This window comes from Cellulomonas sp. GbtcB1 (genome assembly GCF_019091725.1).
Classification (GTDB): Bacteria; Actinomycetota; Actinomycetes; order Actinomycetales; family Cellulomonadaceae; genus Cellulomonas.
In genome coordinates this window covers 1-21,361 of record NZ_JAGXJG010000004.1, presented here as the reverse complement: position 1 = coordinate 21,361, position 21,361 = coordinate 1, and the positions used below count along the sequence as shown (strand labels likewise).

General features: G+C 75.3%; 19 protein-coding genes and 1 tRNA gene. 12 read left to right on the top strand and 8 right to left on the bottom strand.

Going from position 1 to position 21,361, the window contains the following annotated elements:
* Nucleotides 1-39: 39 nt before the first annotated feature.
* From orn to KVT14_RS02540, 4 genes are all read right to left on the bottom strand, one after another.
* Complete coding sequence (gene orn, locus KVT14_RS02555; RefSeq protein WP_308160838.1) at nucleotides 40-702, bottom strand: oligoribonuclease; 663 nt, start codon at nucleotides 700-702, stop codon at nucleotides 40-42.
* Nucleotides 703-808: 106 nt separating this feature from the next.
* Nucleotides 809-1,012, bottom strand: a complete 204-nt coding sequence (locus tag KVT14_RS02550; RefSeq protein WP_217614235.1) for a hypothetical protein — start codon at nucleotides 1,010-1,012, stop codon at nucleotides 809-811.
* Nucleotides 1,013-1,197: 185 nt separating this feature from the next.
* A complete protein-coding gene (locus KVT14_RS22230; protein WP_217614234.1) occupies nucleotides 1,198-1,860 on the bottom strand; it encodes an alpha/beta hydrolase in 663 nt (220 codons plus the stop codon).
* A 2-nt stretch (nucleotides 1,861-1,862) separates the two neighbouring features.
* Nucleotides 1,863-2,480 carry an NADPH-dependent F420 reductase gene (locus tag KVT14_RS02540; protein ID WP_217614233.1) on the bottom strand — a complete coding sequence of 206 codons (618 nt, stop codon included), beginning with the start codon at nucleotides 2,478-2,480 and terminating at the stop codon, nucleotides 1,863-1,865.
* A gap of 103 nt (nucleotides 2,481-2,583) precedes the next feature.
* Here KVT14_RS02540 and KVT14_RS02535 point away from each other — a divergent pair, with 103 nt between their 5' ends.
* Nucleotides 2,584-3,108 carry a MarR family winged helix-turn-helix transcriptional regulator gene (locus KVT14_RS02535; RefSeq protein WP_217614232.1) on the top strand — a complete coding sequence of 175 codons (525 nt, stop codon included), beginning with the start codon at nucleotides 2,584-2,586 and terminating at the stop codon, nucleotides 3,106-3,108.
* A gap of 16 nt (nucleotides 3,109-3,124) precedes the next feature.
* Here the strand turns inward: KVT14_RS02535 and KVT14_RS02530 are convergent, their stop codons facing one another.
* Nucleotides 3,125-3,556, bottom strand: a complete 432-nt coding sequence (locus KVT14_RS02530) for a PGPGW domain-containing protein (protein ID WP_217614231.1) — start codon at nucleotides 3,554-3,556, stop codon at nucleotides 3,125-3,127.
* Nucleotides 3,557-3,639: 83 nt separating this feature from the next.
* On the bottom strand, nucleotides 3,640-4,323 hold the full coding sequence (locus KVT14_RS02525) for a TetR/AcrR family transcriptional regulator (protein ID WP_217614230.1): 684 nt from the start codon (nucleotides 4,321-4,323) through the stop codon (nucleotides 3,640-3,642).
* Between the two features lie 219 nt (nucleotides 4,324-4,542).
* On the opposite strand from KVT14_RS02525, the gene KVT14_RS02520 reads away from it, so the two are divergent.
* From KVT14_RS02520 to KVT14_RS02495, 6 genes are all read left to right on the top strand, one after another.
* Nucleotides 4,543-6,216: an ABC transporter substrate-binding protein gene (locus KVT14_RS02520; protein WP_217614229.1), complete on the top strand. Its 1,674-nt coding sequence runs from the start codon at nucleotides 4,543-4,545 to the stop codon at nucleotides 6,214-6,216.
* Between the two features lie 62 nt (nucleotides 6,217-6,278).
* Entirely contained in the window at nucleotides 6,279-7,100 is an 822-nt protein-coding gene (locus KVT14_RS02515) for an ABC transporter ATP-binding protein (RefSeq protein ID WP_217614228.1), read from the top strand.
* On the top strand, nucleotides 7,097-7,894 hold the full coding sequence (locus KVT14_RS02510) for an ABC transporter ATP-binding protein (protein ID WP_217614227.1): 798 nt from the start codon (nucleotides 7,097-7,099) through the stop codon (nucleotides 7,892-7,894). The genes KVT14_RS02515 and KVT14_RS02510 overlap by 4 nt, the downstream gene beginning before the upstream one ends.
* Entirely contained in the window at nucleotides 7,891-8,958 is a 1,068-nt protein-coding gene (locus tag KVT14_RS02505; protein WP_217614226.1) for an ABC transporter permease, read from the top strand. The genes KVT14_RS02510 and KVT14_RS02505 overlap by 4 nt, the downstream gene beginning before the upstream one ends.
* Nucleotides 8,959-8,961: 3 nt before the next feature.
* The gene (locus KVT14_RS02500; protein ID WP_147796155.1) at nucleotides 8,962-9,939 is read left to right on the top strand and encodes an ABC transporter permease; all 978 of its coding nucleotides are present in this window, start codon (nucleotides 8,962-8,964) and stop codon (nucleotides 9,937-9,939) included.
* On the top strand, nucleotides 9,936-12,278 hold the full coding sequence (locus tag KVT14_RS02495) for a glycoside hydrolase family 3 N-terminal domain-containing protein (protein ID WP_217614225.1): 2,343 nt from the start codon (nucleotides 9,936-9,938) through the stop codon (nucleotides 12,276-12,278). The genes KVT14_RS02500 and KVT14_RS02495 overlap by 4 nt, the downstream gene beginning before the upstream one ends.
* A 143-nt stretch (nucleotides 12,279-12,421) precedes the next feature.
* On the opposite strand, the gene KVT14_RS02490 is transcribed toward KVT14_RS02495, so the two are convergent.
* On the bottom strand, nucleotides 12,422-12,874 hold the full coding sequence (locus KVT14_RS02490) for a hypothetical protein (RefSeq protein WP_217614224.1): 453 nt from the start codon (nucleotides 12,872-12,874) through the stop codon (nucleotides 12,422-12,424).
* 57 nt (nucleotides 12,875-12,931) lie between these two features.
* Nucleotides 12,932-13,004: transfer RNA gene (locus KVT14_RS02485), tRNA-Arg, on the bottom strand.
* A gap of 164 nt (nucleotides 13,005-13,168) precedes the next feature.
* Between KVT14_RS02485 and KVT14_RS02480 the strand changes: the two genes are divergently transcribed.
* The 5 genes from KVT14_RS02480 to KVT14_RS02460 all read left to right on the top strand — a co-directional run.
* Nucleotides 13,169-14,860: a dynamin family protein gene (locus KVT14_RS02480; protein ID WP_308160836.1), complete on the top strand. Its 1,692-nt coding sequence runs from the start codon at nucleotides 13,169-13,171 to the stop codon at nucleotides 14,858-14,860.
* Nucleotides 14,857-16,341 carry a GTPase gene (locus KVT14_RS02475; protein WP_217614222.1) on the top strand — a complete coding sequence of 495 codons (1,485 nt, stop codon included), beginning with the start codon at nucleotides 14,857-14,859 and terminating at the stop codon, nucleotides 16,339-16,341. Before KVT14_RS02480 ends, KVT14_RS02475 begins: the two co-directional genes overlap by 4 nt.
* Before the next feature lie 270 nt (nucleotides 16,342-16,611).
* Nucleotides 16,612-17,217, top strand: coding sequence for a single-stranded DNA-binding protein (locus tag KVT14_RS02470; RefSeq protein ID WP_217614221.1), 606 nt, complete (start codon nucleotides 16,612-16,614; stop codon nucleotides 17,215-17,217).
* 150 nt (nucleotides 17,218-17,367) lie between these two features.
* Nucleotides 17,368-19,050, top strand: coding sequence for an energy-dependent translational throttle protein EttA (gene ettA, locus KVT14_RS02465; RefSeq protein WP_147796161.1), 1,683 nt, complete (start codon nucleotides 17,368-17,370; stop codon nucleotides 19,048-19,050).
* A 464-nt stretch (nucleotides 19,051-19,514) separates the two neighbouring features.
* The coding region (locus KVT14_RS02460) for a GTPase domain-containing protein (protein ID WP_217614220.1) at nucleotides 19,515-21,361 on the top strand (1,847 nt) is incomplete at its 3' end.

Genomic DNA, 21,361 nt, shown 5'->3' with positions numbered 1-21,361 from the left:
CCGGGGCCGTCGACAAGCATACCGGGTGTTCGAGGGTCCTCAGGACGTGGCGGTCGTGCCGCGGTGCGCGGCGGCCACGGAGGTGGCCTCGATCTGCGTCGCGATCGCCTTCGCGGCCTTGGAGTCCGGGCCCGGCTGGGGGACCAGGAGCGCGGCGCGGTAGTACCGCAGCTCGTCGATGCTCTCCAGGATGTCGGCGAGCGCGCGGTGCCCGCCGTTCTTCTTCGGGGAGGAGAAGTAGACCCGCGGGTACCAGCGGCGCGCGAGCTCCTTGATCGAGGAGACGTCGATGATCCGGTAGTGCAGGTGGCCGACCAGCTCGGGCATGTCCCGGTCGAGGAACACCTTGTCGGTGCCGACCGAGTTGCCGGCGAGCGGGGCCTTGCCGGCCTCGGGCACGTGCTCGCGGATGTACGCGAGCACCTGGGCCTGCGCGTCCTCGAGCGTGGTGCCGGTGGCGAGTGCGTCGAGCAGGCCGGAGCTGGTGTGCATGTCGCGGACGAAGTCGCCCATCTGCGCCAGGGACTCGGCGGGCGGCGCGATGATGACGTCGACGCCCTCGCCCAGGACGTTGAGCTCGGAGTCGGTGACGACGGCGGCGACCTCGACGAGCGCGTCCTGGACGCTGTCCAGGCCGGTCATCTCGCAGTCGATCCAGACGATCCGGTCGGCCTTGCCGTTGCCGTTGTTCAGGGTGCTCACCCGCTCAGGGTACGGGTGAGCCCGCCGGACGGGGTGTCCGACGGGCTCACCGGGTCGTGCGGGCGGCGCGGCGGCCGCCGGGAGCCGGCCACGGGGGCGTCCCGGGTCAGCGGATGGCGGCGACCGTGGTGGTCGCCGGCAGCAGGGCCCGCAGGCGCGGCTGCCGACGCGGTTCCGGCGGTCGACCGCGGGTCTCGGCGCCGGGTCTGCGCTCGGCGCGCCGGGCGGCGTGCCGGGACAGGAGGCGGGCGGTCTCGATGCGCTCGCGGTGGTCGGCCTGGATCAGGTCGAACGTCAGGGTGGGGTGCATGGTGGGTGGGTCCTTCGAACGTTCCGGAGGGGCCTGGCCGGGCCCCGGGACTCACCGCGCGGTACCTGAACGCTCCCACCCCCACCCCCCGCGGGTCACGCATTTATCGGACGTCGAGGTCGAGGGTTCGCCCGCCCGGAGCCGCCCGGAACCCTCGACCTCGGCGGAAACCCTCGACCTCGGCGTCAGTCCACCGGCAGGGTGCGGGAGAGGAACGCCGCGACGTCCGCCAGGACGCGGGCGTCGATGCCGTGGGCCAGGCCGGGGTACTCGCGGCGCTCCAGTGCCGCGTGCGTCGCGAGCCACGCGGCCGTCCGCGTCGTGGCGTCCGGCGGGATCACCGGGTCCGCGTCCCCGTGGCCGAGCAGCACCGGCACCCGCGGGTCCCGGGCGGCCAGCGCCGCGTCGCCCGGCTCCTCGGCGTCGAGCGCGAACCCCGACAGCACGACCGCCGCCGCGAACCGGTCGGGCCGCGCGCGCAGCAGCTGCGTCGCCATCAGCCCGCCCTGGGAGAACCCGAGCAGCGCGACCGGGCGAGCGCCGACCCGCGCGTCCGCGTCGAGCCAGGCCAGCAGCGCGTCGGCGCCCGCCCGGACGCGCGCCGGCTCCGGTCGCCCCGGGGTCGCCAGCGGCGCCCAGGCGAACCCGGGCCCGCCGAGCAGCGGCCCGCGCGGCGCGGCCAGCGCCAGCCCGCCCGGCAGGTGCGGGGCCAGGCCGAGCAGGTCGCCCTCGTGCGAGCCGTAGCCGTGCAGCAGCACGAGCAGCGGCGCGTCCGGCCCCGGGGCGGCGCCGGCGGTGTGCGCCCACCGGGCCGCCGCGGGGTCGACCGCGAGCGCGTCGTCGGTCACGCTCAGCGCTCCAGGGCGAAGCCGGACGTCCAGGACGTCTGCTCCGCGGCGGCGAGCGTCATCTGCAGGAAGCCGAGCGCCTCGAGCTCGTGCGCCCGCTTCAGCGAGCCCGCGTCGACGGCGCGCAGGCCGCCGCCCTCGACGACCTCGGCCAGCGCGGCCTTGGCGTCCGCGTCGTCGCCCGCGATCAGCACGGTCGTCGGCAGGGAGCCGACCGTGCCGGAGGCCAGCGTCGCCGCGAAGTTGGTGCTGAACGCCTTGAGCACCCGGGCCTGCGGCAGCAGCGCGGCGAGCTCGGCGGTCGCCGACGAACCGGCGGGGACGACCAGGGAGTCGAACGTGGCGAAGTCGACGGGGTTGGTGGTCTCGACGACCACACGGCCCGCGAAGCCGTCGGGGTACTGCGCGGCCACCTCGGCGAGCGCGGGGTAGGGCAGGGCGAGCACGACGACGTCGCCGGTGACGGCGTCGCCCACGGTGCCGGCGGTCACGGCCGGGTCGACGGCGGCGGCCTTGGCGGCGTCGCGCGCGAGCACCTGCACGTCGGCGCCGGCCTTCAGCGCCAGGCGCGCCACCGCGCCGCCGATGTTGCCCGCCCCGATGATGGTCACGCTGGTCATGTCTGCTCCTCGATGGGTCGCTCCGCGGCAACCGACATGTTGTCGCTTCAACTAACGTACGACGTCCAGGTTGAAGCGTCAACCATTCGCTAGGATGTCCGCCATGACCGACGACACCCGCTGGCTCAGCGCGCGCGAGCTCCAGGCCTGGATGCGCCTGGAGGCGGTCGCGGAGCTGCTGCCCGCCGCGCTCGACCACCAGCTGCAGCGCGACGCCGACCTGTCGCACTACGACTACCTGGTGCTCGCCAAGCTGTCCGAGGCGCCCGACCGCACGCTGCGGATGAGCGGGCTCGCGGCCAGCACCAACGCCACGCTGCCGCGGTTGTCGCACGTCGCCGCCCGGCTCGAGGCGCGCGGGTTCCTCACCCGCACCCGCGACGAGGGGGACCGGCGCGCGACGCTCGCCACGCTCACCGAGGAGGGCTGGCGGAAGGTCGTCGCCACGGCGCCCTCGCACGTGGGGGAGGTGCGCCGCCTGGTCGTGGACCGGCTGACGGCGGAGCAGGTCGAGCAGCTCGACGCCATCGCGCTCGCGGTCCTCGGCGCCCTGGACCCGGAGAACCGGCTGCAGGCGCAGAACCCGGTCGTCGACCCCTCGGACGCCTGCGGCAACGAGGCGGGCTGACCCGGCGCCGCGGCGGTCAGGCGGCCGGTGCCCCCCGGCGGGCGGCAGCGGCGGCCGCGGCGGCGCGGCGCTGGGCCGCCCGGCGGGCCCGGCGCTCGCGGAACGCGTGCCAGTACCGCAGCACCAGCGCCTTGAGCCGGTGGTTGAACCGCTGGATCACCGCGAACTCGGTCCCGAGGATGCCCAGCCCGAGGAAGATCGCGAGCCAGCCCGGCCCGGGAAGCACCAGCATCGCGATGCCCGCGAGCACGACGGTCGCGCCGACGACGGTCACGACGACCTTGTAGGTCAGCCGCAGCCACGGGCGGCTGTCCAGCCGCGCGCGCAGCCGGGCCAGCGCGCGGTGCGCCCCGGTGTCGGTGCGCTCGCCCGCGGCGATCTCGGCGGCGAGGCCCTCGGTCGGCGCGGGGCCCGCGGGTCCGGCGCCGGCGGGGGTCGGTGTCGTCATGCCAGCAACGACGAGCGGGCCGCCCGGTTTGTTCCCGGCGGCGCGGGTGCTTCCTCGGGCGGCGCGGCCGCGCCCCCCGGCGGTCAGGCGTCCGCGCCGGCCGCAGCGCCGCCGCCGACCCCGTCGACCCCGCCCGCGCCCAGCAGCGCCGGCCGCGGGTCCAGCACCGCGGAGACCAGGGCCTCGATCGCGAACGCGCTCGCCTCGGCGAGCTCCACGTCGTCCCGCGCCAGCAGCCACTGCACCTGCAGCCCGTCCATCACCGCCAGGATCGACGCGGCGGCGCGGTCGACCGTCTCGGGCACGGTGATCCCGCGCTCGGCGCAGACGTCCTCGAACGCGTCGCGGAGGTCCTGGCGCAGCGTGCGGTACCGCTCCTCGAAGTACGCCCGCCCGGGGTGGCCGTCGGTCACCGACTCCGCGGACAGCACGGCGTAGGCCTGGACGATGCCGTGGCGGCTCTCGTTGGCGAACGCGGTGCGCACGAGGTGCCGGAACCGGTCCAGGCCGTCCGGCATCCGCTGGTCCTGCAGCCCCTCGACGTCGGTGCGGTCGCGGTACTTGAGGACCTCCACGAGGAGCTGGTCCTTGGACCCGAAGTGGTGCAGGATCCCGGCGTGCGTCATGCCGACCTGGTCGGCGATCTCGGTGAGCGGGCCCCGGTTGTACCCCTTCGCGCCGAAGGTGGCGGTGGCGGCGCGCAGGATCTCGGTGCGCTTGGCCAGGGTCTCCGGCCGGGCCCGCGGGACGTGCCTCGTGGTGCTCATCCGATCCTCGCATCCTCGTGTCGCGCCCCTCGACGCGCGGCCAACCCTAGTGGCGCCGACCGCAGCCCCGACCCCCGGGGTCACGACTTGGTCACGGCTCGGGCGCAGGGCTGGAAACGACTTACTGACAGTGTAGTAACGTTCCGGCCAGCGCGATCGCGACGACGCGGCGCGACCTCACAGACGCCCGCGCGGGCGTCTCGTTTCGAAGGAGAAACCATGAGGGTGAAGTTCCCGGCGATCGCGCTCGGCCTGGCCGCCGCGCTGGCGCTGACCGCCTGCTCCGGAGACTCGGGGGGCGGGGAGAGCAGCTCGACCGGCGGGTCCGGTGCCGCGCTGACCATCGCGAAGCCCGACGGCGCCATCACCACCGAGTCGAACAACCCGTTCCTCGGGGACAGCTCGGCCAGCATGTACGGCTACCGCTACGCCATGTTCGAGACCATGGCGCTGGTCAACACCGCGGACCCGACCGTCGTCACCCCGCGGCTCGCCTCGAGCGTGGAGTGGAACGCGGACTACACCGAGCTCACGGTCACGGCGCGCGAGGGGGTCACCTGGCAGGACGGCGAGCCGTTCACCATCGACGACATCGTCGGCACGTTCGACATGTACCTCGACGGCCGGCTCACCGACACCGCCGCGCTGGACTACCTGGGCGCCGAGGTCGACGGCGACTCGGCGACCCTGACGTTCGGCAACTCCAAGTTCGTCAAGCGGGGCACGGTGCTGCACGTCCCGATCGTCCCGAAGCACATCTGGGACACCCTGGACGACCCCTCGACCGCGGCGCTCACCGGCGAGGGCGAGGCCATCGGGACCGGCCCGTACGTGCTGTCCAGCTGGTCGACGGAGTCCGTGACGCTCACGGCCAACCCGGACTACTGGGACGGGGAGCTGGCGGTCCCCGAGCTGCACTACGTCTCCTACGGCGACAACTCCGCGCTGGCCACGGCCCTGACCACCGGCGAGGCGGACTGGGCGCAGGCGTTCCTGCCGCAGGTCCAGGAGACCTTCCTCGACAAGGACCCGGCCAACCGCTACCTGGTCACCCCGACCGCCGGCGCGGGGACGCTGTTCCTCAACCTCACCCGCAAGCCGTTCGACGACGTGGCGCTGCGCGAGGCGCTCGCGTGGACCATCGACCGCGACGCCTACGTCGAGATCGCCCGCGAGGGCGCGTCGGCCGTCGTCGACTCGGTGACCGGCCTCGGCCCGTCGCTGGAGCCGGACGTCGTCGACGAGTTCGCAGGGGAGACCTACGAGGTCGACCTCGACAAGGCGGAGTCCATCCTGGAGGACGCCGGCTACACGGGCGTCGGCGACAAGCTGGTGGACCCGGACGGCGAGCCGGTGACCTTCTCGATCTCGGTCCCCGCGGGGTGGACCGACTGGAACACCGAGCAGGCGCTGATCTCCGAGCAGCTGAAGGAGCTCGGCATCGAGGTCACGATCGACCAGCCCGACTGGGGCGGCTGGGACGAGGCCCGCAAGACGGGCAACTTCGACGCGATCATCCACTGGCTCGACGGCGAGGGCGCCTGGGGCGTCTACGACTCGATCATGGGGACCCGCTGGATCACGACCGACGACGCCGGCGTCGAGAACGCCGACTTCAACTTCGGGCGGTACAGCGACCCCGAGGTCGACGCGGCGCTGAACACCTACGCGAGCACCGACAACGACGCCGACCGCGCCGCCGCGATGACCACGCTGCAGCAGGCGTTCGTCCGGGACGTCCCCGCGATCCCGCTGGGCTCCCACCCGCTGCTGGGCCTGTTCAACGAGCGCAGCTACACCGGCTGGCCGACCGAGGACGACATGTACGCCTCGGCCGACCCGACGCAGCCCGAGGTCGCCCTCGTCCTGAGCACCCTCGAGCCCACCGAGTGACCCCGTGCCAGGGGGCGGCCCGTGGCCGCCCCCTGGCACCCCCACGCAAGGAGACCCCCCAGATGAGCGACCCCCTCCTGTCGGTGAGGGACTTCTCGGTCCGGTACGAGACCGCCGCACCCGTGGACGCGGTCAGGGACGTGTCCCTCACCGTCCACCGGGGCGAGGTCCTCGGGCTCGCCGGCGAGTCCGGCTGCGGCAAGACCACCCTCGCCTACGGCGTCCAGCGCCTGCTCAAGCCCCCGGCCGTGATCCCCGGCGGGTCCGTCACCTGGCACGACGCCGACGGCACCGACACCGACCTCCTCGCCCTCGACGCCGCCGCGCTGCGCGCGTTCCGGTGGGACAAGATCTCGATGGTGTTCCAGGGCGCGATGAGCGCCCTGAACCCGGTGGCGACGGTCGGCGCCCAGCTCGCCGACGTCTTCGAGGTGCACCGCCCCGCGATGTCCCGGGCCGGGCGCACCGCCGCGGTCGCCGAGCTGCTCGAGATCGTCAAGGTCGGCGCGGCCCGCAGCAGGAGCTACCCGCACGAGCTGTCCGGCGGGATGCGCCAGCGCATCATGATCGCGATGGCGCTCGCGCTGCGCCCGCAGCTCGTCGTCATGGACGAGCCGACGACGGCGCTGGACGTGCTCGTGCAGCGGGAGATCCTGCGGGAGATCACGAGCCTGCGCGAGGCGTTCGGGTTCTCGGTCGTCTTCATCACCCACGACCTGCCGCTGCTGCTCGAGATCTCCGACCGCATCGCGATCATGCGGGCCGGGCAGATCGTCGAGCTCGACACGGCGGCGAACATCTGGTTCCGGCCGCAGCACGACTACACGAAGACCCTGCTGTCGTCGTTCCCCAGGCTGACGGCCGAGCGGGCGGTGAACCGATGACCTCGATCGACGTCCAGGGAGTCTCGAAGACCTACCGCGTCCGCGGCGCGGGGTCGATCGACGCGCTGTCCGACGTGTCGTTCACGCTGTCGAGCGGGCAGACCATCGGCATGGTGGGCCAGTCCGGCTCCGGCAAGTCGACCGTCGCCAAGATCCTCACCCAGATGGAGCGGCCCACCAGCGGCCAGGTGCTCCTCGACGGCCGGCCGGTCCCGACCCGGGGCGCTGCGCTGCGCGCCTACCGCCAGCGGCTGCGGATGGTGTTCCAGGACCCGTTCGCGTCGCTGAACCCGTACCACTCGATCCGGCACCACGTGGAGCGCCCGCTCGCGCTGTCCGGGGTCGTCCCGCCCGACCAGGTCGACGCCGAGGTGCACCGCCTGCTGGACAAGGTCCAGCTCGACTCCGCGGTCGTCGACCGCCGGCCGCACGAGCTGTCCGGCGGCCAGCGGCAGCGGGTCGCGATCGCCCGGGCCCTGGCCCCGCGCCCGGCCCTGCTCGTCGCGGACGAGCCCGTCTCGATGCTCGACGTGTCCCTGCGGATGGGGGTGCTGTCCCTGCTGTCCGACATCCAGGCCGAGGACGGCCTCGGGGTGCTCTACATCACCCACGACCTCGCCACGGCGCGGTACTTCTCGGACGAGATCATCGTGCTCAACCAGGGGCGGATCGTCGAGCACGGCTCGGCCGACGACGTCATCCTGCGCCCGCAGCACCCGTACACCCGGGAGCTCCGCGAGGCGTCCCCCGACCCCGAGCGCTTCTTCGTCGACAGCGCCGGAGGTGCGCGATGACCACGACCACCAGCCCGCAGACCGACGTGGTCGCCGACGGGACGACCGCGACCCGCGCGGAGCGGTCCCGGCCCCGGGTCCCCTGGCGGTTCATCGGCCGGCGCGTCGCGTTCTACCTGTTCACCCTCTGGGCCGCGATCACCATCAACTTCTTCGTGCCCCGCCTGATGAAGGGCGACGCGGTCGACAACTACCTCGCCCGCAACCGCGGGATGTCCCCGGAGGCGGCCGACGCGCTGCGCGCCCTGCTCGGCCTGGACTCCGACCGGTCGCTGTGGCAGCAGTACGTCGACTACCTCGGGATGCTCGCCCGCGGCGACCTCGGCATCGCGATCACCCACGGCCTGCAGCCGGTCGGCCAGGTCATCGCGAACGCGCTGCCGTGGACCGTGGGCCTGATCGGGCTGGCGACCGTGATCTCGTTCCTGATCGGCACGGTCGGGGGCGCGGTCGTCGGCTGGCGGCGCGGGTCGCGCCTGGACGCCCTCATCCCGGTCACGACCTTCCTGTCGACCGTCCCGTACTTCTGGATCGGGCTGATGGCGATCTCGGTCTTCGCCGTCACGCTCGGCTGGTTCCCCATCGGCAAGGCCTACGGGATCGGCACCACACCGGGCCTGTCGCTGGAGTTCGCGGGGGAGGTGATCAGGCACGGGACGCTGCCGCTGGCCACGATCGTCGTCGCCTCGCTCGGCGGCTGGATGCTCGGGATGCGCAACATGATGCTCACGGTCCTCGACGAGGACTACGTCACCGTGGCGCAGGCCAAGGGCATGCCGAACCGGCGCGTCCTGTGGCGCTACGCCGCGCGCAACGCCGTCCTGCCGCAGATCCAGTCGTTCGCGCTGTCGATCGGCTTCATCGTCGGCGGCGCGATCATCGTCGAGCAGGTCTTCTCCTACCCGGGCGTCGGCAAGATGCTGCTCGACGCCACGAACGCCAAGGACTACGCGCTCATGCAGGGCGGCTTCCTGGTGATCGTGCTGGCCGTCCTGATCGCCAACATCCTGGCGGACGTCGCCTACGCGGTCCTCGATCCCCGTACCCGCCAGTCGGAGGCCTGAGAGATGACGACCACCCAGCTCACCCCGCGGGGCCGCGGCGCCCGGCTCGGCGCGTCGTTCGCGATGTTCCGCAACGCCAAGTCGCTCACCGGCCTGTCGATCCTCGCGGTGTTCGTGCTCGTCGCGGTCTTCGCCGACCAGCTCGCCCCGTTCTCCCCGACGCAGATCGACGCGACCGCCCGGCTGCAGCCGCCGAGCGGCACGCACTGGTTCGGCACCACCCACCTCGGCGAGGACGTCCTCAGCCAGGTCATCTACGGCACCCGCGGCGTGGTCGTCGTCGGCGCGCTGACCTCGCTCATCTCGATGGCGATCGCCCTGGTCGTCGGCGTCCTCGCCGGCTACCTCCCGGGGTGGCGGTCCGAGGCGCTGTCGGCCCTGGCGAACGTCTTCCTCGTCATCCCCGGCATCCCGATCCTCATCATCATCGCCTCGCGGTTCACCAACCCGCCGCTGTGGGTCGTCGCCGCGATCCTCGGCATCCTCGGCTGGGGGTGGGGTGCGCGGGTGCTGCGGGCCCAGACGATGTCGCTGCGCAACCGCGACTTCGTGCAGGCCGCGAAGCTCAACGGCGAACCGCTGCGGCGGATCATCGGGGTCGAGATGCTGCCGAACCTGACCGCCCTGATCGCCTCGTCGTTCGTCGGGTCGGTCACCGCGGCGATCCTCGGCCTGACCACGCTGTCCTACATCGGCGTCATCCCGGTCAACGCGTACAACTGGGGCACCATCCTGAACTGGGCCTCGGCCCAGGGCGCCTTCACCCAGAACCAGTGGTGGTGGTTCCTGCCGCCCGGGCTCTGCATCGCGGCGATCGGCGTCGCCCTGGCACTGTTGAACTTCGGCATCGACGAGTACATCAACCCCCGGCTGCGCTCGGCCGGAGAGCTGGCCCGCGCCATGCGGCGCAAGGGCCTCGACACCACCGACGGCGTCACCGCCGTCACCTCGCACACGACGCAAGGATCGACCACCTCATGAACCCCACGTCCCTCGACGTCCGCTACCTCGACGCCAGCCTCCCCGTCGCCGACCGCGTGCAGGACCTGCTCGCGCGGATGACCGTCGAGGAGAAGGTCGGCCAGATGCTCCAGCTCGACGCCCGGGGCGACTACGCGGACGACATCCTGCACAAGCACGTGGGGTCGATCCTGCACGCGTCGCCCGAGCGGCTCGCGCACGCCCACGACCTGACGGCCGAGACCCGGCTGCGCATCCCGCTGCTGGTCGGCGAGGACTGCATCCACGGGCACTCGTTCTTCGTCGGGTCGACGATCTTCCCGACCCAGCTCGGCATGGCGGCGTCCTGGGACGTCGACCTCGTCGAGCAGGTCGCCCGGGTCACCGCCCGCGAGGTCGCCACCACCGGCGTGCACTGGACGTTCAGCCCGGTGCTCTGCATCGCCCGCGACCTGCGCTGGGGCCGCGTGGACGAGACGTTCGGCGAGGACCCGTTCCTCATCGGCGAGCTCGCGTCCGCCATGGTCCGCGGCTACCAGGGCACCGGCCTGGACGACCCGACGGCGATCCTCGCGACCGCCAAGCACTTCGCCGGGTACTCCGAGACCCAGGGCGGGCGCGACGCGTCCGAGGCGGACATCTCCCGGCGCAAGCTCCGGTCGTGGTTCCTGCCGCCGTTCGAGCGGGTGGCCCGCGAGGGCTGCGCCACCTTCATGCTCGGCTACCAGACGATGGACGGCGTGCCGATCACGGTCAACGACTGGCTGCTGAACGACGTGCTCCGCGGCGAGTGGGGCTACACCGGCACCCTCATCACCGACTGGGACAACGTCGGCCGCATGGTCTGGGAGCAGAAGGTGCAGCCCGACTACGCGCACGCCGCCGCGGCCGCGGTCAAGGCCGGCAACGACATGGTGATGACGACGCCGGGGTTCTTCGCCGGCGCGCTCGAGGCGATCGAGACCGGGCTGCTCGCGGAGTCCGAGCTCGACGCCGCCGTGAGCCGCATCCTCACGCTGAAGTTCCGGCTGGGGCTGTTCGAGGACCCGCGCCGGCCGTCCGCGTCGGCGCAGGCGACCGTCGTGGGTGCGGCGGAGCACGCGGACCTCAACCTCGACGTCGCGCGGCGCTCGCTGGTGCTGCTGCGGAACTCCGGCGTGCTGCCGCTGGCCGGCGGCTTCGCGGGTGTGCCCGGGGCCGCCGCGCGGGCGGCCGACGGCGGCGGGGTCCCGGCGCCCGGGGCGCTGCGGGCCTCGGGCGGCGACGACACCCCGCGCCGCGTGGCGGTCGTGGGCCCGCTCGCGGACGACCACGAGGCGCACCTCGGCGACTGGGCGGGCAACTCCGGCCAGGCCGACTGGCTGCCCGACGGCCACCCGCGGGACATGATCGTGACGATCCTCGACGGCCTGCGGGCCGCGGCGCCGGTCGGCTGGGCCGTCTCGCACAGCCGGGGTGCCGACGTCCTCGACCTGGTGCCGGACCCGGCGGGGGAGCTCTACCCCGACGGCCAGCCGCGGCCGAAGATCGGCGTCCCGGTCGAGCCGGACGCGGCGCAGATCGCCGAGGCCGTCGCGGCGGCCGAGGACACGGACTACGTCGTGGCGGTCGTCGGCGACCAGATCCAGCTCGTCGGCGAGGGCCGGTCGACGGCCACGCTGGAGCTCGTCGGCGGGCAGAACGCCCTGCTCGACGCCCTGGCCGCCACCGGGAAGCCGCTCGTCGTGGTGCTGCTCGCGTCCAAGCCGCTGGTGCTGCCGCCGTCGGTCGCGTCGGCCGACGCGGTGCTCTGGGTCGCCAACCCCGGCATGCAGGGCGGGCAGGCGGTCGCCGAGGTGCTGCTCGGGCTCACCGAGCCGTCCGGGCGGCTGCCGATCTCGTTCGCGCGGCACGCAGGCCAGCAGCCGACGTACTACAACCAGATCCGCGGCCAGCACGGCGACCGGTACGCCGACCTCACGCAGGAGCCGGCGTTCGTGTTCGGCGAGGGGCTGTCGTACACCACGGTCGAGTACGCGGACCTGCGGCTGGACCGGTCCGTCGCGGGCGTCGGGGACACGGTGCGGGCGACGGTGACCCTGACCAACACCGGGACGCGGCCGGCGCGGGAGACCGTGCAGCTCTACGTGTCCGACGCGGTGACCTCGGTGTCCTGGGCGGACAAGGAGCTCAAGGCGTACGCCCAGGCGGACGTCGCGCCCGGGGCGTCGGTCGAGGTGGCCGTCGAGCTCGCGGTGGCGGACTGCACGATCGTCGACGCCGCGGGGCGGCGGGTCGTGGAGCCGGGCCGGTTCGACGTCCTGGTGGGCCGGTCCTCGCGGGACGCGGACCTGCTGCGGGCGGCGTTCGAGGTGCGCTGAGCGGGAGGCGCGTCGTCGACCGCCTATCCGGCGCGTCGAGTGCCTATCCAGTGGATAGGCACTCGACGCGTCGCGTGCGCACTCGCGGGGTGCGGGCTGCGGGGCGCGCGGCGTGTTCGTAGGGCGCCCGGCGCCTCGCGCGCTCAAAACACCGCGCGGAGCAGCGCCACGACCGCGACGTACAGCAGCACGGCCGCGGCGACTGCGCACAGCGCTCCCGCCCAGCCGCGCGCCGGGGTCGTCGCCCGGCGGAGCTGGCGGGCCGCGGCCCACGCCGCCCCGACGCCGAGCCCGGCCCCCACGCCGCCGCCGGCCAGCGACAGCAGCAGGAGCGGCGCCAGCAGCAGCCACGCGCCCCGGGGGAGCGGCCGGTCCAGCGGCACCCGCTCGTCCCCGACCTCCAGCACCGGCAGCAGTCCCCGCCAGTCGAACGAGGTCGTGACGACCCGCTCGCCGTCGGACGCCGCGAGCCGGTACCGCCCGAACCGGTCCCGCGGCAGCTCCGCGCCGTCGGCGAGGACGCGCGGCGCCGACGCCCACGGCCGCTCCACGACCACGTCGCGGCCGAGGACGTGGACCCGGACCGGCTGCGGCATGGTCGCAGTGTGGCGCGCGGGCGACGGGCGCGCACGCGCGGCGGCGGGGTCTCGGGGTGCCCCCAGCAGGACTCGAACCTGCAACCGACGGATTAGAAGGCCGTTGCTCTATCCATTGAGCTATGGAGGCGTCGCCGGCCGCCGCGCGACGGGGCGCGCGACCGGGCGGACCCCAGGGTACGCGCCCGCCGCGGCCCGGTCCGGCGCCCCTCGGCGGGCCACTCGCAGAAGTCGCCGCAGGTCACACGGCGCGGACGTTTGGCCGCCTCCCCGTTCACACGAGAGGATGACGGCGTGAACGTGCAGGCGGAGAGCTCGGCGGCGCGGGACGTCCTCGACCGGCCGCTCGCCGCGACGTCCCTGCTCGACGCCCTGACCGACCTCCTGCGCGACGTGCGGGCCACCGAGTTCCCCCTGGACGTGCCCGGCGTCGGCACCGCGCGCGCGTCCCGGACCCGGCTGGTCGACCAGCTCGCGGACCACCTGGTCCCGCGCCTGCGGCAGCTGTCGGCGCCGGCGATCGTCGTGGTCGCGGGGTCGACCGGGGCGGGCAAGTCCACGCTGGTGAACTCGCTGGTCGGGACCGAGGTGACGACCGCCGGCGTGCTGCGGCCGACCACCCGGCGTCCGGTCCTGGTGCACCACCCGGACGACGCCGAGCTGGTGCGCGAGCACCCGGTCACCGACGCGGTGGAGATCGTCGCCTCGGAGCAGGTGCCCCGCGGCATCGCCCTGATGGACGCCCCGGACGTCGACTCGGTCGAGGAGGCGAACCGGCGCTCGGCGCACCGGCTGCTCGAGGCGGCGGACCTGTGGCTGTTCGTCACGACCGCGGCCCGGTACGGCGACGCGCTCCCGTGGCGGGTGCTCACCGGCGCGACCGAGCGCGGCGCGTCCGTGGCGATGGTGCTGAACCGCGTCGACCCGGCGTCGCTGCCCACGGTGCGCGGCGACCTCCTCGACCGGCTGCGCTCGCACGGGATGCAGGGGTCCCCGCTGTTCGTGGTCCCGGACCTCGGCCCGCACGAGGGGCTCATGGACCCGCCGCTGGTCGCGCCGATCTCGCGCTGGCTGACGATGCTCGCGGGCGCCGACCGGGCGCGGACGGTGGTGGCCCGGACGCTGCGCGGGTCGTTCACCGCCCTGCGGCCGTGGGTCGACGAGCTGATCGAGGCGGTCGACCGCCAGGCCGAGGCCGCGACGGCGGTGCGCACCGCGCTGGACGACGCGGTGCGCGCGCCGGCCGAGGACGCGCGGCGCACGATCACCCGAGGCGCCGTCGCGCAGGGCACGGTCCAGGCGCGCTGGACCGAGCTCACGGCGCCCGGTGCGGCGCTCGCGGACGTGCTCAAGGGCGGCGGCCGGGTGGACCGGTCGCGCCGCGCCGGGCGGGACCGCGCGGCCGCGGTCATGCCGCTGGTGCAGGACCTGGTCTCCTCGGCGAGCTCCACGCTCGCCGCTGTCGGCGCCGCGACCGAGACCGCGCTGCGCGACGCGCTGGCGTCGGGTCCCGCGGGCGCCACGACGCTCGCCGGCGACTGGTCGGCCACGGACCGCGCCGCCGACCGGCCGCGCGAGGTCGAGCGCGCCGCCCGGGACTGGGTCGGCGCCGCCGTCGAGGTGCTGACCGCCGACGACACCGCCCCCGCGCCCGCCGCCGACGACCGGGCCGCGAAGCGCGCCGCCGCGAAGGCCGCCAAGCGGGCCGCCGCCGCGCAGCGCGCGCTCGGGGACGAGGGGCTGGCGGCGCTGGCGCTGGCCTCGGCCGCGGGGCTGGAGCCCGCCGACCGGATGCTGGTCGACCTGCTCGGCGACCGCGGCACCGCCGTGGCGGCGACCCTCCGCGACCGGCTCGCGCAGCACGCCGCCGACCAGGCCGAGCGCGAGCGGGACGCGGCCGTCGCCGTGCTCGACCGCCCGGCGCTCGCACCCGACGCCGCGTCGACGCTGCGGCTGCGGCTGGCCGTGATCAAGGGGCTGACATGACCGACCCGCGCAGCGACACCGCGGCGCTCACCAAGCGGCTGACCCGGCTGGACGAGGCGCTCGCGGTGGGCGGCGACCGCGTCGACCCCGCGGTCGCGACCCGGGTCCGGGGGATCGGCGACCAGGTGCGGACCCGGCTCGCCCTCGGCGTCGACCACACCGTCGTCGCGCTGCTCGGCGGCACCGGCTCCGGGAAGTCGAGCCTGTTCAACGAGATCTGCGGCCTCGAGTTCGCCGAGGTCGGCGTGAAGCGGCCGACCACCTCGCAGCCCACGGCGTGCGTGTGGGGAGGGGGCGGCGAGAAGCTCCTCGACTGGCTCGAGGTCGCCGAGGACCGCCGGATCGAGCGGGAGAGCGCCCTCGACGGGGACACCGAGGCGCCGCTGCGCGGCCTCGTGCTGCTCGACCTGCCGGACCACGACTCGATCGAGGACGCGCACCGCGAGGCCGTCGACCGGCTGCTGCCGATGGCCGACCTGCTGATCTGGGTCGTCGACCCGCAGAAGTACGCCGACGACTCGCTGCACTCCGGCTACCTCCGCGGGCTCGTGGGCCACGAGGGCGCGATGCTCGTCGTGCTCAACCAGGTCGACACGGTGCCGCCCGAGCAGCGGGAGGCACTGGCGACCGACGTCGGCCGGCTCCTCGCGGCCGACGGGCTGACGGGCGTCGAGGTGCGCACGACGTCCGCGCGCACCGGCGAGGGCGTCGCGGAGATGCGGGACACGCTGGCCGAGGTCGTCGGGCGGCAGAGCCTCGCGGCGCGGCGCGCGTCCGCCGAGATCACCGACGCGGCGCGGCTCGTGCAGGGCGAGGTCGGCGACGCCGAGCCCCCGGCGGACGCGCTCGACGTGACCCCCGTGGCGGTGACGCTGGCGCACGCGGCGGGGCTGCCGGCGCTCGCCGACGCGGTCGCCGCGGTGGTGCGGGGCAGCGCGACGACGGTGCCCGAGCTCGTCTCCGTGCAGGAGGGCGCCGTCGCGCTGGCGCGCAGCCAGTGGACCGACGCGGTCACGGCCCGGCTGCCGCGGCGCTGGGTCGAGGCGGTGCGCGGCGCGCTCGCCCCGACCGACGAGATCCGGTCGGCCGCGGACGAGGCGCTGTCCCGGGTGGCGGTCGTGACCCGGCGGTCGCGGCTCGCGGTGACCCTGCTGGTGCTGGCCGTGGTGCTCGGCGTCGGCGCGGTCGCGGCGGCCGGCGCGGGCGCGTGGCGCACGTGGGGGTCGGGCACCGGCCCCGAGGACCTGCTCCGGCTGGGCTGGCCGCTCGCTGCGGGTCTCGCGGTGCTGGCGGTGCTGTGCGCGTGGCTCGCGGTGCGGGCGCGGCGCGCGGCGGCGACCCGGCGGGCCGAGCGGGTGCGCCGGGACGGGCGCGAGGCGCTGGAGGGCGTCGCGCGGCGGTGCCTGGCGGAGCCGACGACGGCCGTGCTCGCGGAGCACCGGCGGGTCCGGGAGCTGGCCGCGGGGGCGCGAGAGGCCTGAGGGCTGCGCGGCGGTCGCCCCGGTGGGCCTGACGTCCGGGCGGCGACGGGCCGCAGGCGGGCCACGGTGGTTCCGGCGGGCCAGGGCGGTGCCGGCCGGTCACGGCGGTGCAGCCCCGGGATCACGGGGTGCCGAGCCGACCACAGGCCTCGGTGCCGCGCGTCGTCCCCAGGTCCGGCACGGGTGCCGCGCGCGGTCGGCGCGGGACCCGGCAGCGTCGTGCCCACGGCCGGCCCGCACGGGCGCCGGCCCCGGGCACCAGGAGGACGCATGGCGGTCAACGAGCTCACGGTCACGGTGGTCGGCTGGGTCGGCAGCGACCCGGTCCGCTACCTCGGCGACGACGGGCAGGTGCCGTTCACCAAGTTCCGGCTGGCCAGCACCCCGCGCGTGTACGACCGCGACCAGGACGGGTACGTCGACGCCGACACCAGCTGGTTCACGGTGAAGACGTTCCGGCACCTCGCGCTCAACGTCGCGGACGCGGTGCGCCGCGGGGAGCCCGTGGTCGTGCACGGCCGGCTCCGGCTGGTCGACTGGGTGGCGCCCGACGGCCGGCCGCGGACGACGGCCGAGCTGACGGCGGACGCGGTGGGGCACGACCTGTCCCGCGGGACGACGCGGTTCACGCGGACGGTGCACGCGACGCGCGGTCCGGGCGGACCGGGCGGGCCCGGCGGGCCGGACGAGGACGGCGGACCGGGCGATGCGGGCGAGGGCCGGGACGGTGCGGGCGAGGGCCGGGACGGTGTGGTCGACGCGCTGGGGACGCCCGCCGGCGAGCCCGCCCCGGTCGACCTCAGCCTGGCGGTCGAGCTGCCGGACGACGACCCGCTGGGCGACGAGCTCGCCCGGGCGGAGCGGCTCACGGCCTGAGGCGCACCGCCGGGCGGCTGCTCACGGCGACGGCGCGGTCCGACGGGCCGGGATCGCCTAGGCTGGGGGATCGCGCCGTCGCCCGGCACCGCGAGGTCGCCCGGCGCGCGCGACACCGGAACCGACGACCCCGAGGCGGACGAGAAGCCAGTGGCTGAGTTCATCTACAGCATGTACAAGGCGCGGAAGGCGCACGGCGACAAGGTCATCCTCGACGACGTCTCGCTGAACTTCCTGCCCGGCGCCAAGATCGGCGTCGTCGGGCCGAACGGCGCGGGCAAGTCGACCATCCTCAAGATCATGGCCGGGCTGGACCAGCCCTCCAACGGCGAGGCGCGCCTCAGCCCCGGCTTCACGGTCGGCATCCTCCAGCAGGAGCCGCCGCTGAACGAGGAGAAGACCGTGCTCGGCAACGTCCAGGAGGGCGTCGCCGAGATCAAGGGCAAGATCGACCGGTTCAACGAGATCTCCGCCCTCATGGCCGAGCCCGACGCGGACTTCGACGCGCTGCTGGCCGAGATGGGTCAGCTCCAGGAGGCCATCGACGCCGCCGACGCGTGGGACCTCGACGCCCAGCTCGAGCAGGCGATGGACGCCCTGCGCTGCCCGCCGCCGGACGCCGACGTGACCGTGCTCTCCGGTGGTGAGCGCCGCCGCGTCGCGCTCTGCAAGCTCCTGCTCGAGAAGCCCGACCTGCTGCTCCTCGACGAGCCCACCAACCACCTCGACGCCGAGAGCGTGCTCTGGCTCGAGCAGCACCTCGCGACCTACCCCGGCGCCGTCCTGGCGGTCACCCACGACCGGTACTTCCTGGACCACGTCGCGGAGTGGATCTGCGAGGTCGACCGCGGCCGGCTGTACCCGTACGAGGGCAACTACTCCACCTACCTGGAGAAGAAGGCCGCCCGCATGGAGGTGCAGGGCAAGAAGGACGCCAAGCTCGCCAAGCGCCTCAAGGACGAGCTCGAGTGGGTGCGCTCCTCGGCGAAGGGCCGCCAGGCCAAGTCGAAGGCCCGTCTGGCCCGCTACGAGGAGATGGCGGCGGAGGCCGACCGGACCCGCAAGCTCGACTTCGAGGAGATCCAGATCCCGCCGGGCCCGCGCCTGGGCAGCGTCGTGCTGGAGGCCGAGAAGCTCGAGAAGGGCTTCGGCGACCGCGTCCTCATCGACGGCCTGAGCTTCACGCTGCCGCGCAACGGCATCGTCGGCGTCATCGGCCCGAACGGCGTCGGCAAGACCACGCTGTTCAAGACGATCGTGGGCCTGGAGCCGCTCGACGGCGGTTCGCTCAAGGTCGGCGAGACGGTGTCGGTGTCCTACGTCGACCAGTCGCGCGGCGGCATCGACCCCAAGAAGACGCTGTTCGAGGTCGTGTCCGACGGGCTCGACTTCATCAAGGTCGGCAACGTCGAGATGCCGTCCCGCGCCTACGTCGCCTCGTTCGGCTTCAAGGGCCCGGACCAGCAGAAGCCCGCGGGCGTGCTGTCCGGTGGTGAGCGCAACCGCCTCAACCTCGCGCTCACCCTCAAGCAGGGCGGCAACCTGCTGCTGCTCGACGAGCCCACCAACGACCTCGACGTCGAGACCCTCGGCTCGCTGGAGAACGCCCTGCTGGAGTTCCCCGGCTGCGCCGTCGTGGTGTCCCACGACCGGTGGTTCCTCGACCGGGTGGCGACGCACATCCTGGCGTACGAGGGCACCGAGGAGAACCCGGCGAGCTGGTACTGGTTCGAGGGCAACTTCGCCTCCTACGAGGAGAACAAGGTGGCCCGGCTCGGCGCCGACGCCGCCCGCCCGCACCGCGTGACGTACCGCAAGCTCACGCGCGACTGAGCGACTCTGCACCACCCGCAACGGCCGGCGCCCCCCCCCCCGGGGGGGGGGGCGGCCCCGCGCCCGGGGCCGCCGGGGCCCGGGGGGGCGGGGGCGGGGCCGGGCCGGGCCCGGGGGGCGCCGGCCCCCCCCACGCCGGCCGCCCCCCACCCCCCCGCGGGCCGGCGCCCCCCCCCCCCCCCCCCCCCGCCCCCCCCCCCCCCCGGGGGGGCGCCGCCCGTCGCTGCGCCAGGGCCCGGCGGGCCCGGGACGGCCGGAGACGGACCGGGACCGGCCCGGGACGGCCCGGTCCGCCACACTGCACCGCCGAGCGCCGCCCGGCACCGCCCGGCTCGGGCACGCCTGGCACCGCCCGGCTCGGGCACGTCTGGCATAGCCCGGCACCGCCCGGCCGACTCGTCGTCCCGGTGCGTGGGTACCCCGCGGGAGGGCGGGGAGGGTCGGCGGACGGCAGGATGGGCGCCATGGCCGACGACACGCCCCCGCCCGCCGCCGGCGCGGTGACCGGCGCGGACGCCGCGCTCGCGGACGCCCTCGACCGGCTTCGTGCCCGGCTGCGCGACCTCGCGCTGCCGCTCGACGCCCCCGGCGCCGCGCAGGCCCGCGGTGACCGCCGGGCCGCGCTCGACCAGCTCGACGACTACCTGCTGCCGCGACTCCGCTCGGCCGGGGCGCCGCTGCTGGTCGTGGTCGGCGGCTCCACCGGGGCCGGGAAGTCGACGCTGGTGAACTCGCTGCTCGGCGAGCGGGTCAGCGACCCCGGCGTGCTGCGGCCGACGACGCGTTCGCCGGTGCTCGTGCACCACCCGCTGGACGCGGGCTGGTTCGCCGGGGACCGGGTGCTGCCGGGCCTCGCGCGCCTGGCGGGGGACCGCGGGGCGGACGGGAGTGCGGCCGGGGACCCCGGTGCGGCCGAGCCCGGGGCCGCGGCGGTCCGGCTGGCCCCCAGCCCGGCGCTGCCCCGCGGACTGGCGCTGCTGGACGCGCCGGACGTCGACTCGGTCGAGGAGGCGAACCGCCGGCTCGCGGCCCAGCTGCTCGCCGCGGCGGACCTGTGGCTGTTCGTCACGACCGCCGCCCGGTACGCGGACGCGGTGCCGTGGGACCTGCTGCACACCGCCGCCGAGCGGCACGCCCAGGTCGCGCTCGTCGTCGACCGGGTCGACCCCGGGTCCGAGGCGGCGGTCGAGGACCTGCGCCGGATGCTGGACGCGAACGGCCTGGCCGGCGCCCCGCTGTTCGCGGTCGCGGAGGGCGTGGGCCCGGACGGCCTGCTGCCGGAGGACGCGGTCGGGCCGGTCGCGGCGTGGCTGTCGGACCTCGGCGGCGACGCGGCCGCCCGGCGCGCGGTCGCGGTCGCGACCCGGGACGGCGTCGTCGACGACCTGGCCGGTCGCGGGCTTGCGCTCGCGCGGGCGGCCGACGAGCAGGTGGTCGCGGCGGCGCGGCTGCGGGACGCCGTCGAGCGCGCCTACGCCGAGGCGGCGGCGCAGGTCGGCGCGGCGACGTCGGACGGCGAGATGCTCCGCGGTGAGGTGCTGGCCCGCTGGCAGGAGCTCGTCGGCACGGGCGACCTGCTGCGCTCGGTCGAGCGCGGGGTGGGGCGCGTGCGGGACGCGGTCGTCGGATTCCTGCGGGGCCGGCCCGCCGCACCGGCGCCCGTCGAGCAGGCGATCGCGCACGGCCTGGCCGCCGTCGTCCTGGACGCCGCCGACGCGGCGGCCGAGCGCACCCACGCCGCGTGGCGCGGTGACCCGTCCGGCGCCGGGCTGCTGCCGGACCTCGGCCTGTCCCGGTCGTCCGCGACGCTGCGGGCCGACGTGGACCGGGAGATCCGCGCGTGGCAGGCGGACGTGCTGGCGCTGGTCGGCGAGCAGGGCGCGCAGCGGCGCGGCACCGCCCGGGCGCTGTCGTTCGGGGTGAACGCGCTGGGCGTGAGCCTCATGGTGCTGGCGTTCGCCTCGACCGGCGGGCTCACCGGGGTCGAGGTCGGCATCGCGGGCGGCACGGCCGTGGTCGCGCAGAAGCTGCTCGAGGCGGTGTTCGGCGACGACGCCGTGCGCCGGCTGACCGCGGAGGCGCGGGAGCGGCTCGACGCCCGGGTGCGCGGGCTGCTGGCGGGGGAGGCGGCCCGGTACACGGCGCAGCTCGACGCGCTCGTCCTCACGGGCGGGGAGCCGTTGCGGGGTGCGGCCACGACGGTGGCGGACGCGGCGCGGGCGGAGCGCGCGGGCCGGGCGGCGGGTGCGACGGGCGCGGGCGCTGCCGGGCCCGGGGCGGGTGGTGCCGGCGCCGCGGGTGCGGCGGGTGC